Origin of the sequence: Photobacterium damselae subsp. damselae, from assembly GCF_038086725.1 — a bacterium.
In the GTDB taxonomy this organism is placed as follows: domain Bacteria; phylum Pseudomonadota; class Gammaproteobacteria; order Enterobacterales; family Vibrionaceae; genus Photobacterium; species Photobacterium damselae.
This window is the reverse complement of the sequence record NZ_CP146970.1, coordinates 2,316,857-2,330,515: the sequence shown is the minus strand read 5'-3', so window position 1 is coordinate 2,330,515 and position 13,659 is coordinate 2,316,857. Positions and strand designations below refer to the sequence as shown.

Annotated in this window: 10 protein-coding genes; 2 read left to right on the top strand and 8 right to left on the bottom strand. The window is 41.8% G+C overall.

Features of this window, described 5'->3' with window-relative positions; all coding sequences use genetic code 11:
- Positions 1–5: 5 nt before the first annotated feature.
- From nifJ to nhaC, 6 genes are all read right to left on the bottom strand, one after another.
- Positions 6–3,563, bottom strand: a complete 3,558-nt coding sequence (nifJ, locus tag WAX86_RS10350) for a pyruvate:ferredoxin (flavodoxin) oxidoreductase (protein WP_341488752.1) — start codon at positions 3,561–3,563, stop codon at positions 6–8.
- Between the two features lie 160 nt (positions 3,564–3,723).
- Positions 3,724–5,067 (bottom strand): hydroxylamine reductase, encoded by a 1,344-nt coding sequence (hcp, locus tag WAX86_RS10345; RefSeq protein ID WP_065171076.1) that lies wholly within the window; start codon positions 5,065–5,067, stop codon positions 3,724–3,726.
- Between the two features lie 266 nt (positions 5,068–5,333).
- Positions 5,334–6,458, bottom strand: coding sequence for a M20 family metallopeptidase (locus WAX86_RS10340; RefSeq protein WP_005298357.1), 1,125 nt, complete (start codon positions 6,456–6,458; stop codon positions 5,334–5,336).
- An 83-nt stretch (positions 6,459–6,541) separates the two neighbouring features.
- The gene (locus WAX86_RS10335; protein WP_005298359.1) at positions 6,542–7,003 is read right to left on the bottom strand and encodes a YjiG family protein; all 462 of its coding nucleotides are present in this window, start codon (positions 7,001–7,003) and stop codon (positions 6,542–6,544) included.
- On the bottom strand, positions 7,003–7,737 hold the full coding sequence (locus WAX86_RS10330) for a nucleoside recognition domain-containing protein (protein ID WP_065172662.1): 735 nt from the start codon (positions 7,735–7,737) through the stop codon (positions 7,003–7,005). The genes WAX86_RS10335 and WAX86_RS10330 overlap by 1 nt, the downstream gene beginning before the upstream one ends.
- A 545-nt stretch (positions 7,738–8,282) precedes the next feature.
- Complete coding sequence (gene nhaC / locus WAX86_RS10325) at positions 8,283–9,731, bottom strand: Na+/H+ antiporter NhaC (RefSeq protein WP_036763463.1); 1,449 nt, start codon at positions 9,729–9,731, stop codon at positions 8,283–8,285.
- 704 nt (positions 9,732–10,435) lie between these two features.
- Between nhaC and asd the strand changes: the two genes are divergently transcribed.
- Positions 10,436–11,554 (top strand): aspartate-semialdehyde dehydrogenase, encoded by a 1,119-nt coding sequence (asd, locus tag WAX86_RS10320; RefSeq protein ID WP_341488751.1) that lies wholly within the window; start codon positions 10,436–10,438, stop codon positions 11,552–11,554.
- Between the two features lie 171 nt (positions 11,555–11,725).
- Here the strand turns inward: asd and sodB are convergent, their stop codons facing one another.
- Positions 11,726–12,310, bottom strand: coding sequence for a superoxide dismutase [Fe] (gene sodB / locus WAX86_RS10315; protein WP_065172661.1), 585 nt, complete (start codon positions 12,308–12,310; stop codon positions 11,726–11,728).
- Between the two features lie 507 nt (positions 12,311–12,817).
- On the opposite strand from sodB, the gene WAX86_RS10310 reads away from it, so the two are divergent.
- Positions 12,818–13,147: a Grx4 family monothiol glutaredoxin gene (locus WAX86_RS10310; protein WP_005298369.1), complete on the top strand. Its 330-nt coding sequence runs from the start codon at positions 12,818–12,820 to the stop codon at positions 13,145–13,147.
- Between the two features lie 111 nt (positions 13,148–13,258).
- On the opposite strand, the gene WAX86_RS10305 is transcribed toward WAX86_RS10310, so the two are convergent.
- Positions 13,259–13,540 carry a Rho-binding antiterminator gene (locus WAX86_RS10305; RefSeq protein ID WP_068969129.1) on the bottom strand — a complete coding sequence of 94 codons (282 nt, stop codon included), beginning with the start codon at positions 13,538–13,540 and terminating at the stop codon, positions 13,259–13,261.
- Positions 13,541–13,659: the final 119 nt, after the last annotated feature.

Genomic DNA, 13,659 nt, shown 5'->3' with positions numbered 1-13,659 from the left:
TGTCCTTATTTCCACTCTAATAGTTGCTGTAACAAGGTGTGCTTATGACTCACCTGTTGACGAAGTTGTTCTAGGTTTGCTTCATATTGCGCAGGATTTTTACGCTTAATTTGGGTAAAGCGGCTCTCTCTATCGATCAGTTCACTCACATCTCGTTTTGGTGCTTTGCTATCGAGTTGTAGCGCGGCTCGTCCTTTATCACAGCGACGAGGGTCAAAACGAAATAGTGGCCACAACCCTGTTTCTACCATTAACTGTTGATGGGTTACCCCTTGAGACATATCAAAGCCATGAGTAATACAAGGTGAGTAAGCAATAACTAAAGAAGGACCAGGATAGGCTTCTGCTTCTTGGATCGCTTTAAGTGCCTGGTTCATATTGGCGCCAAGTGCAATTTTGGCGACATACACATTACCCAGCATCATGATATTAATTGCGATATCTTTACTGTTTGCGCTTTTACCATTTGTGGCAAATTTGGCCACCGCTCCTGTTGGGGTTGCTTTGGATTGCTGACCACCCGTGTTGGAATAGCCTTGAGTGTCCATCACCAAGACATTGACATTGTTGTTGGTGGCAAGAACATGCTCTAATCCGCCAAAACCAATGTCATAAGCCCAGCCATCTCCGCCGACAATCCAAGTGCTTTTCGCGACTAAATCATCAGCACATTCAATTAAGGCTTGATGTGAGTAATCAAGACGAGAGCGGAGATCGGCAATATGTTCACGCTGACGAACAACTGAGTTTTCATCACCTAACATGGCGTTGGTTTGTAAAGCATCGACCAAATCGGTTGGTAACATGTCTTTGGCTTGTTCTAGGAGGTAAAGCGCATGCTCTCGGCGACTGTTAACCGCAAGACGCATACCCAGACCAAATTCAGCATTATCTTCAAATAGAGAGTTTGCCCATGCAGGTCCTCGGCCATGTCCATCCGTGGTATATGGGGTTGTCGGTAAGTTACCGCCATAGATGGATGAACAGCCAGTTGCGTTTGCTATTAGCATTCGATCGCCAAAGAGTTGGGTTAGCAGCTTGATATAAGAGGTTTCTCCACAACCAGAACAAGCACCAGAATATTCAAATAGAGGCTGCAATAACTGACTGCTACGGGCATCAATACGTTTAATATCAATACGCTCAAGCTCTGGTAGCTGATTGAAGAACTCATAATTTTCTGTTTGTGCTGCTAATACTTCTGCTTTTGCCATCATATTAATGGCTTTGCGTTCGCTGTTGTTGGGGTCAACGGCTGGACATGCTGTGGTGCAGAGATTACAACCAGTACAATCTTGAGGGGAGACTTGTAATGTGTATTGCTTACCTTTGAAGTCACGCTGTTTGTAATCAACTGTTTTAAAATCACAAGGTGCGTTAATCAGTTCCGCTTTATCCACCGCTTTAGCGCGAATGGCAGAGTGAGGGCACACTAAGGTACAGATATTACATTGAGTACAGAGGTCTTGCTCCCATACTGGAATTTCATGGGCAATATTACGTTTTTCCCATTGACTGGTTGCGGTCGGCCAATGTCCATCGACAGGAAATGCGCTAACTGGCAATTGATCCCCTTTACCTGCCAACATGACGGCTGTTACTTTTTGAACTAAATCGGGGGCATGCTTAGAGACAATCGCTGGACGCGTTGTCGTACTGGTTACCTGATCTGGAATGCATACCTGCTGTAAGTTCGCTAAAGTTGCATCAACCGCATTATGGTTAGCTGCAACAATACTTGGACCTCGTTTGCTGTAGCTCTTTTCTATTGCTTGTTTAAGGTGTTCAATGGCGTCATTAACAGGCATCAATTGGCTAAGGGTAAAAAAGGCGGTTTGCATTATCGTATTAAGACGATTATTCAATCCCGCTTGACGTGCAATAGTGACGGCATTAATTACATAAAGTTTAAGTTGTCGTTCTATGATGATCTGTTGAACTTCTTGTGGGAGATGATCCCAAATCTGTTCATTATCATAAGGGCTATTGATCAGCACTGTTGCCCCATGTGCCGCCTGTTCAACCATATCCAACTTCTGAATAAATTCGAACTGATGGCAGGCAATAAATTCAGCTTGATCAATTAAATACGGTGCTTCAATCGGCTGGTGATCAAAACGCAGGTGCGAAATCGTTACTCCGCCAGATTTTTTTGAATCGTAGACAAAGTAGCCTTGAGAATGTAACTCTGTATTTTCACCAATAATCTTTAAAGTATTTTTATTAGCACTAACGGTTCCATCTGAGCCTAAACCATAAAATAGAGCACGAATACGTGTCTTGGGTTCTGAAATTGCTTGGCTTGGATAGGAAATAGAACGATGAGTCACATCATCACAAATACCGATGGTAAAGGATGGTATAAGCTGATTTTCTGCAAGAGCTTGATAAATCCCTTTGGCATGATTTGGGGTAAATTCTTTAGATGATAAGCCGTAACGACCACCCACAATCATCGGCATTTGTGCGATTTTTTGTTGTTGCAAGGCTTGTTGTAAGGTTGCGACCACATCAAGATAAAGCGGATCACCAATTGCTCCAGGCTCTTTTGTTCGATCTAATACCGCAATACGCGTAACACTTTGTGGTAATACATCGACAAAATGTTCAAGAGAGAATGGGCGATAAAGGTGGACGGAAATCACGCCGACTTTTTTTCCAAGAGCTAGCAGTTCATCAACCGCTTGGGTCAAGGTAGCATTTGCCGATCCCATCACAACGGTAATATCTGTCGCATCTGGATGACCGTAATAATCAAACAGTTTGTAATTGCGGCCCGTTAATTGAGCAAATTGAGCCATGGTATCTGCCACAATATTAGGGCACGCATCATAAAAGAGATTACTGGCTTCTCGCGCTTGGAAAAAGGTGTCAGGATTTTGTGCTGTTCCTCGAATGGTTGGATTATCAGGAGTCAATCCTCGCTGGTGGAACGCATCGACATCTTGTTGATCAATCATTTGGTCGATGATCGCATCATCAATTGTTACGATCTTATTGATCTCGTGAGAGGTGCGGAAACCATCAAAAAAGTGGACAAAAGGAATTCGACTTTTCAAGGTAGCGGCTTGGCTAATTAGGGCAAAGTCGTGCGCTTGTTGTACCGACTCTGAGCTCAACATAGCAAAGCCAGTTTGTCGAACGGCCATCACATCAGAGTGATCGCCAAAGATCGAAAGGGCATGAGTAGCAAGGGTTCGGGCAGCAACATGCATAACAAAAGGTGTTAGCTCACCTGCAATTTTGTACATGTTAGGAATTTTAAGTAATAACCCTTGTGATGAAGTAAACGTTGTCGCAAGTGAGCCTGCCATCAATGCGCCATGAACGGCACCTGCTGCGCCAGCTTCAGACTGCATTTCAATAACGGTGGGTACTTGCCCCCAAAGATTGGTTTTTCCTTGGCTTTCCCATACTTCACACTGTTCCGACATTGGTGAAGATGGGGTAATTGGATAGATCCCAATCACTTCATTACAGCGGTAAGCCACATGAGCAACCGCTTCATTTCCGTCCATGGTGTGATATTGAGTAGAGGTGTGTTGTTGGATTTGTATAGACATAATCAACCCCAGCGAACATGCACTGTTGAAGAGAAAAAAGGATATGGCTCAAACGATTTAACCCTGTTGATTAGATTGAACCGTTTGAGTCGATTAGGCAGTATTGAGTCATACCGCCTATTTATGATCTAGATTCAGACTAGATTGATGATTAGCGCGATTAAACTGCCGCGGTCTCGATTTGGCCGTTTAGCATGGTTGCCAGATCTGTTTTCGCATCACCGGTTAGATGAAGATTGAAGTTCTGTTGTAAAAACTCAAAAATAGCTTCATTAACAAATTCTGGTGGGTTTGGACCTAGGTAGATATTTTGAATACCTAAGTTAAACAGAGCCAACAGAATCAATACTGCTTTTTGTTCCATCCAAGACAGCACAATATTCACAGGCAGTTCATTTACAGGTACACCCATAGCATCACTTAAAGCAAGAGCAATCATGACTGCACCATAACTGTCATTACACTGGCCAAGGTCGAGATAACGTGGAATTTCAGTTCCTGGAACAACACCAAAGTCGTGGTCATTAAAGCGGAACTTGCCGCATGATGACGTTAAAATAATGCAATCTTCTGGAATTGAAAGCGCTAATTCGCGGAAGTAATCATTCGGTTTACCTGGTTTGTCACAGCCTGCAACAACAAAGAACTGCTTGATTTTACCTGCGTTAACTGCTTCTAAAATCTGCGGAGCTAAACCTAAAATGGTCTTGTAGTTGTGACCTGTCATTAAGGTTTCAGTGCTCTCAAAACCATCAATATCAGGCAAACTTAAGGTATGCTCGATCAATGGCGCAAAGTCGTCAGCAAGTTCACGACATCCGTCAATACCGACAATACCGTAGCTATAAAGGCGATCTGCATAATCAGCACGACCTGTTGGTGGGACAATACAGTTTGTCGTTACAATAATGGTGCCATTCCACTTTTGGAAAAGTTGCTTTTGATCGAACCAAGCTTTACCTACGTTACCTTTTAAATGGCTGTATTTACGCAGTTCTGGGTAACCGTGAGCGGGTAGCATCTCTGAGTGCGTGTACACATTAATGCCAGTACCTTCGGTTGCGATAAGTAGACGTTCTAGTAGATCCAGATCATGACCTGTCACCAGAATACCTTTACCTTCGGCTTGGTTTTGTGGCACACAAACCGGCGTTGGCACACCTAGACGAGCATGATGCGCTTCACCTAAGATAGACATCATTTCGCTACCTGCACCACCAATTTTCATTAACTGAGCAATGTGTTGGTCAAAGCTGAAGTTAACATTAGTTAGGGTAAAGTACAGAGTCTCTGCAATTACATCATCGACAGATTTTGTATTTGCACCCAGATCATTGGCATGAGTACGGTAAGCAGACAGTCCTTTTAGACCGAAGATCATAATATCTTGTAAGCGAGATAGGTTTTCATCTTTACCACAAGTACCTTGAGTTTTTCCGGTACTACCACAACCACCTGTTTGTGCCATTGAGCACTGATGGCAGAACATTGCTAGGTTCGACATTGCTTGCATTCCTTAACTTGTATTTATAATGCATATTAATATTCGTTAAGGATAACGACACTGTATGGTCAAACACATTGATCCCGATCAATTTCGAGAAATTAAAGTGGTATTTTATCTGCAATTTAATCTTTTAGTAGTAGAAGTGCTGTTTTTGATAGCAATGAGGGAGAGGAAAGTCATTGGCTAGATAAAGAAAAACGAGCTGACACTGTGTACCAACTCGCTTTTTTTATGACATATTAATCAGTATTTGTTAATACTCATTACTGCTTGGCAATCTTACCAAGAACATTCTGTAGTAGGCGAATACGTGGTTCGATAGAATCTAAAACTAGGTACTCATCAGCGCTGTGGAAGCCTGCACCAATTGGGCCTAGGCCATCCAGAGTTGGGATACCAAGAACTGCTGTTAGGTTAGCGTCTGAGCCACCACCAACAGCTTGCCATGTAATATTAATGCCTTCTTCCTGACCTGATTGCTCAACCAATGTCATAAGAGCTTCTGTTTGAGTTGATGGCACCATTGACGGTTTGTGCGCTTCACGATCTAAAGTAATGCTAACGCCATCAACAAATGGTGTATCCGCTAAAGCGCGAATATGGCTATCAGCTTGTGCGTATTCTTCGTTATCCCAGAAACGGACATCAACAACCGCTTCAGCAAGGTCAGGCACGATGTTCGCACCAGCACCGCCTTTTACGATACCTACGTTGAAGGTAGTACCTGTTTCAAAGTTTGTTAGCTGGTTGATCGCTAAAATCCAGTTTGCCATTTCAGTAATCGCACTGCGGCCTTTTTCTGGCTCATTACCTGCGTGTGCGGCTTTACCATTGAACGTTAAACGGTAGCGCGCCATACCTTTACGGGCTTTAACCAGTGATCCATCAGCGCGAGCGGCTTCAGCAACCAAAACATGTTTTGCAGAGGCGGCAACACTTTTTAGCCACGTCTCTGAATGCAAAGAACCAATCTCTTCATCTGGGTTCATACACACACAGATAGACAGTTTCTCTAGCACTGTTGGATCTAAAGTACGAATAGCGTAAACAATATTAAGTAGGCCAGATTTCATATCAGAAACACCAGGACCATACGCTTTTTCTGCATCTGTAGTCATTGGACGCGCTGCTGCTGTACCAACAGGGAAAACAGTATCCATGTGACCTATAAGCATTACATCAATGTGATCGGCTTCTGGCTTGTTACGAACTTCCAAACCTGTACCTGCGGCACCACAATCTACACGTTTTACGTTCCAACCAAGGGTTTGGTATTTCTCTGCCATTTGATTGGCAATGACTTCAATACCTTCTTTCGTTAATGTACCGCAATCAACATTGATAAGAGGGCGTAGTTCTTCTAAATATTGTTCAAGAGAAAAGCTCATTGAAAGCTCCATTAAATCAGAAATTGTGAACCAATGAGCAGGCTATATTTGCTGCTATAGCCTGCAAGGGGGAAAGCTTGGTTTTAAACCAGAATGTTCATTACAAACATGGCAGCAAAGGCGTTTAGAACAGAGATTGCAATCATCACTGGAATATAGCGACCTTCTGTTCCAATTGGACCCATGATTCGACCCATGTACTGCACCTGAGAGCCCATTAGGTAGATAGCAGGAGCCAAGATAGCAATGTGTTGACCGTTGAGGATCCCTTGGTCAAATAGGGTAATAACCACACCTACAGCACCACCCATCGACATCCAGGCACCGATAAGAACAGCGGCAGCTTCACCTGGTAGGCCGAAAATTGCCATTACAGGTGAGAAAATTGCGCCCATTGCATCAAGAGCTCCGGTAATTTGTAGCGCTTTGATAATAACGAAGGCCATAAGAACGTTTGGCACTGTTGAGGTTGTTGCGATAACCCAGCCTTTTTTTGCACCTTCAACAAAAATGTCGGTAACCATAGGTTTTTTAGCAGTAGTCATTATGCAGTCTCCTCTTTTGGTGCTGGTGTGTTGCTGTCTGATTTATCTTCTTTGCCTTCTGTGATGTTTAGGTAGATGCGGAAAAGGTTGGCACCAACAAACTTAAACACAAACATAACGGCAACCGCTAGGCCAATCGAAGAGGTTACGGCTAACTCACCAGAGGCGTAAGTCAGAGTAAATAGCACAGCACCTGAAGAGAAGAAGTTTACGATAGTCGCACCGGCTGAGAACTGGAACATAGTAAAGACATCGGTTTCACGTTTGGTTAGGTGACCTTCATCTTTAAGCTGACGCGTCATTGCAGCACCTGCATCGGTACTTTGAAGCGAGGCGATAAGAGCCAGACCTGAGTTACCTGGGATTCCCATTAGAGGACGAAGCAGTGGTGTAAGCAGTTTACGAGCAGCATCCAATGCACCGTAGTGCTCTAGAACGTTAATCATACCAAGAGCAAACATTACGGTAGGGATAAGCGTTAGGGCGAATAGGAAGCCATCACGAGCACCGCTACCACCTTTACCACGCAGTGAAGTTGTGGCTGTTTGAATACCATCAGCGGTTTCATTTACTGAGTAAACAACACTGCCGAAAGAACCATTTAGCGTGGTGAAGTCAAATACACCGTACCATTGGTTTGATTGCATAAAGCCAGAAAAGAAAATCACAGCAAAGGCGAGGGCAATGTAGCTGCCAATCGTCACTTTGCGTCCTTGCTCCGTGGTATTGCTCATAGGAATAACCCCTTGGGAATCAAAAAATAAAATAGTAAAAACGGTGCCGATGCCATATGAAATGTTGTTAACAGCCAGAGATGGAAAGTTTTATCGGCTTTGGGAAATAAATGCATTGTCATTAAAAATGGCGGGAAAAAATTGACTGGGGTCAAAATGTGCTACTTGAAGATGGCAAAAATGGAATTTATATTTTTATTTGTGAACCAGATCTTTCTTTATTGTTCATATTTGAATAAAAAATTAAATATTTGACCGATTTTATCCCCTTGATTTTAGTTGTTAAAAATCAATAGCTTATTCATTTGTTATAGGCTGATTTACTAACTGTTGAGGAATTGTTTTTTCCCGTTCAAGAGAGGGGGCAATGATACTGCGGATACCTAGCAGTAAATTATTTCAATTTAGAATAAATTAAAATGTGGAGTGTTACGGTTAGAGGATGGATTACGTAATAAGTCATATGATGGGAAAAGTAAATTCCAGATAAAAAAAGAGCACTCACAGGAGTGCTCTTTCTATATTGGGATATCAGCTCGCCCTCATTAAGAAGTTAGCTTTTCAACCGCTAGCATTTCTTCTTCATCGTCTTTTGCTAGTTGCTCTGCTGAGGCTGGTGGACAGCGATCAACAAACCAGCCCATATATGATGAGACAATGGTCACAATGATACAAACAAAGCTTAACCACATAAATGGTGCGTACGAAAAGGTTGCAACACCTAAAATACTCGCCATGTAGATACCGTTATCACTCCACGGCACCATACCTGAAGTTAGTGTGCCACCAAATTCAGCGTTACGAGATAGGTTCTTACGTTGATAGCCTAAGCGGTCGTAGTTTTTCGCACAGATTTTTGGGGTAAGAATTAGAGACACATACATAGCAGAGCCAAATACATTACCTAAAAATGCGGTTGCAATGGTTGATACGGATAGGCTACCTGCTGAGTTAACACGTTTCTCAAACAAATGAGCGATAGTTTGCAGTACGCCCACTTTATCAAGCAAACCACCAAAGCCAAGACCAAATACGATAACCGCGACTGAGCCTAGCATAGATTCCATACCACCGCGGTTTAGAATCGAATCAATAAACTCAACACCTGACTGGATAGAGAATGGGGCCCAAGCGGTATTGAATGCTGCCAATGGATCCATATCTTGCACCATGATTGCCCATACGATACCCAATAGTGAGCCTAAGGAGATCACAGGGAAAGATGGTAAACGCATCGCAAGCAGTACAAGAACGATCACTACAGGAACAAAGGACAATGGGGTAATAACAAATTGCTTATCCATTGCTTCAATAACAGATTGTACTTGTGACATATCAACATTACCTGAGTAGTGATAGCCCACTAAGGTAAATAAAACACCGGTAATAATGTAACTGATAAGCGCAATAGGTAGCATGCCTTTAATGTGTTCAACGATTTCAACATTGGACATAGAAGAGGCCAGAATAACAGAGTCAGACAGTGGAGACATCTTATCGCCAAAGTAACAACCTGAAAGAACAGCACCTGCAGTCATCGCTGGTGGAATACCTAAGCCTTGACCAATCCCCATCATTGCAATACCAGCTGTACCAGCAGCACCCCAAGATGTGCCGGTTGCCAATGCGGTTAGCGAACAGATAATCATAGTCGCTAATAGGAAAATTGACGGGTGAATTGCTTTTAAGCCGTAGTAGATAATGGTTGGAACGATACCACCAGCAATCCAAGTGCCTACAAGTGCACCTACAGCTAGTAGAATAAGTACGGCCCCTAAACCATTTGAGATACCTTTTGTTGCTGCTTTTTCTAATGATTTGTAGTCATGACCTAGCTTTAAGCCTAGCGCCATGATGACAAACCAACCGATATAAAGAGCGAGCTGAATCGGCAGGTTTAATTTTGCAGTAAAAGAAAATGCTAGCGCTAGGAAGATACCCAGAGCAATGGTCACTTGTAACAGTGATGGTAGCCTTACTTGTTTTTTATCCATGCGTATTACCTTGTTCTTCAAACCTGTTTACAAGGGAGATGTCCCAAAGTGTGTCTAATCAAAAATAAATCGATTATGTAAAAAAGTGTGAGCAATTCTTAATGTGGCGCTACTGTATCAAATGAAACTGTTCATGAAATAAAGAGTGTCACTTTCTGTGAGCTTAATCTGCTCCGCGATCAAATTGCTTATAAAAGCCAAACTTAATGGCTAAATTATCGGCATAAATGGCTTTTTTATTGGTCATTTATACTTTTTATATAAAGGTTCTTTTCTGTTACAAATCCTGAATAGGAACCCATTTTTAGAGAGTAAAACCATACAGGGTAGTAAAGAAAAATATATCCGCTACATTTGAGCGGCAGGGGAGATTAACAGGGTCAAAGTTATTTTTCAAAATTCACTATTTGTTTAAGAGAACATTACTTAAGTAATTACCTTGATCTAGTATGTTAAATTTAATGGTTTGATGTGGTTTTTTGGCTGTTTTTGGTTGTAAATATTTTGCTATAGCACGTAACTTGTGTATTTGTCACACAAGGCATTAAAAAGAGAAATGTTAATTAAAATTGTGTTTTTTGGTGTAATTGATGTGCTACTGTGTTGCACTACTGGTTAATGTTAATAAAAAAATTCTTGTTTTTCTTCTATTAAATCTCTATAGATGGACAATATTTGTGTAAAAAGCAGGGAGAGCCAAAAGAATGATGAAAGTAGGTTTAGTGGGTTGGCGTGGCATGGTGGGATCTGTGCTAATGCAACGTATGGTTGAAGAAGGCGATTTTGCTCATATTGAGCCGGTTTTCTATTCGACTTCACAAGTGGGTATTCCCGCTCCCAATTTGGGCAAAGAGGCTGGACTTCTACAAGATGCTTTCAATATAGACAGTTTAAAACAGCTTGATGCGATTATTACTTGCCAAGGTGGTAGCTACACTGAAAAAGTATATCCAGCATTGCGCCAAGCTGGGTGGAAAGGGTATTGGATTGATGCAGCTTCTACGCTTCGAATGCAATCTGATTCAATTATCAGTTTAGATCCTGTGAACTTTGAACAGATTAAGCAAGGAATTAATTCTGGCACTAATACCTTTGTTGGTGGTAACTGTACTGTTAGCTTAATGCTGATGGCTGTTGGTGGTTTATATCAAGCAGGCCTTGTTGAGTGGATGACATCACAAACGTACCAAGCGGCATCAGGTGCAGGTGCAAAAAATATGCGAGAGCTCATTACTCAAATGGGAGTTGTGAATGATTCCGTTCTTAGTGAGTTAGCCAATCCTGCTTCGTCTATTTTAGATATTGACCGTAAAGTTGCAGAAACATTGCGCTCTAATAATTTCCCAACCCAAGAGTTTGGTGCGCCTCTAGCTGGATCTTTGATTCCTTGGATTGATGTTAAGCGAGATAACGGACAGAGCAAAGAAGAGTGGAAAGGCTCGGTTGAGACCAATAAGATTTTAGGTCTGGATAATAATCCTATTCCAATTGATGGTACATGTGTTCGTATCGGTGCAATGCGCTGTCATAGCCAAGCTCTTACCATCAAATTAAAGCAGAATGTACCGTTGGATGAAATTGAGCAAATTATTGCTTCTCATAATGACTGGGTTAAAGTCATACCAAATGAGCGTGAGGCTACCGTTCAAGAATTAAGCCCAGCAAAAGTGACGGGTACACTGTCTGTTCCTGTTGGCCGTTTGCGCAAGCTTGCCATGGGGGATGATTTTTTAAATGCATTCACTGTGGGAGATCAGTTGTTATGGGGCGCTGCCGAACCACTTCGTCGTACGTTGCGAATTATCTTGGCTGAGAAAGCTTAGTTTTAAAAAAGCTTAGTCAAAAAGGCCTAGCCAATGGCTTATGATACTAGAGTTATCAATGCCAAATAGTAGTATTAGTCAATGAAACAAAAAACGCCAGAGCATAAACTCTGGCGTTACTTTTTCATTTGAGCTAATTATTTCAACTCATTACTCGGCAGTATCGGGTAATTATGCTGCTAGGTTTTTAGCAACGAAATCCCAGTTAACTAGTGCCCAGAACGCATCCATGTATGTTGGACGTAGGTTACGGTAGTCGATGTAGTACGCGTGTTCCCAAACATCAACAGTAAGAAGTGGTGTGATACCTTCTTCTACGATTGGACAACCCGCATTTGACGTGTTCATGATAGCTAGTGTGCCATCTGTATTTTTAACTAGCCAAGTCCAGCCAGAACCAAAGTTATTAACTGCAGAATCTGTAAACTGAGCTTTAAATGCTTCGAAAGAGCCAAATGCTTTGTTGATTGCTTCAGCAACTTCACCTGTTGGTTCACCGCCAGCATTAGGGCTTAGACAGTGCCAGTAGAAAGTGTGGTTCCATACTTGAGCTGCGTTGTTGAATACGCCACCAGCTGAAGATTTGATGATCTCTTCTAGAGATTTGTCAGCAAGGTCAGTGCCTTCAACTAGACCGTTTAACTTAACCACGTAAGTGTTGTGGTGCTTACCGTAGTGATACTCAAGAGTTTCTGCTGAGATGTGTGGTTCTAGTGCGTCTTTAGCGTACGGTAGAGCTGGTAGTTCGAATGCCATTGCTCAATTCTCCATTTTATAAGAGGGTAGTCCCTCGGACATTGCTGTACATGAGCATCAAGGCTCACGTTATTCTTTTGATACTGACTTGCGATATCTATTTAAACAACGAGATACACCAATAACGAAATAGGGTATCGATATTTAGATAGATACAACACTCAGGTTTTTGTCCATCCAAGTATTCAGCCAGATGACCTCACTACTTGTAGTACTATTTCACCAAATAAGCAACTCTTTCTCAGTTCCTTATGTTGATAACAACCTGACTGTAATCGATGTTTTTATTTTAGCAAGTTTTTTCTTTATTAAAAGAGGTGAGAACAAATTTCTTTAAATTAGTATGATGCATTGAGCATAATGCTTCGTACAATGTTGTCTGTAGTGAGGCTTTAAATAGATAGAGATCGCTTAAATAAAAACCATAAAAATAATAAGCGTTTTTTTCTATCTAAATAGCAAGTAGAATGGATGTTTAAAAAGAAATAAACGTCGTAAGAGGAAGCTATGGAAACCATCGACAAAATTAAGCAGCAAATCGCAGAAAACTCAATCCTGCTATACATGAAAGGTTCACCTAAGCTACCAAGCTGTGGTTTTTCATCTCAAGCGGCACAAGCTCTAATGTCATGCGGTGAGAAATTCGCTTACGTAGATATTCTGCAAAACCCAGACATTCGTGCTGAGCTACCAATTTATGCGCAATGGCCTACATTCCCTCAACTATGGGTTGAAGGTGAATTAATCGGTGGTTGTGACATCATCATTGAGATGTTCCAAAAAGGCGAACTTCAGCCATTAATTAAAGAAGCTGCTGCTCGTCGTGATGCAGAATAAGTAGCATCTTGCTAGAAGAATCGATGCCGCTAAGCTTTGTTGTTTAGCGGCATTTTTTATTGGGGATAAGATAGAACTTAGCAGTATTCACTCTTTTTAAGCGTGCTTTCTTTACCCATTCTTTTCCACAATAGTGACATGAGTAAACTGAGGGTTAGGTGTTGTCACTGTTAATTGATGGATGTGATCCAAGCGTACTTGTATGATGGAATCTTCTTTTTTTGATAGCACATCAAGTAATAAAAATTCTTGTTTATTCTCTATTTTTGTATCGATTGCCTGCCCTTGTATAACCGTCCCATCGAGTAATTCAACCGTGAGTTGATAGTGATGCATACAAGCAATTTCAATGTAATCGTAACGTTGACAAGCAATCGGCTGGTACTCTTTCATACGTTCAATAACCCTTTATGACGCACTATTTTTATCATCATGCGCTTAAATAATGCTTCCAGCAAGAGAGGGGGTAATAAAAAACCGCAACAAAAATGGTGCGGTTTAGAAAGGGTAAA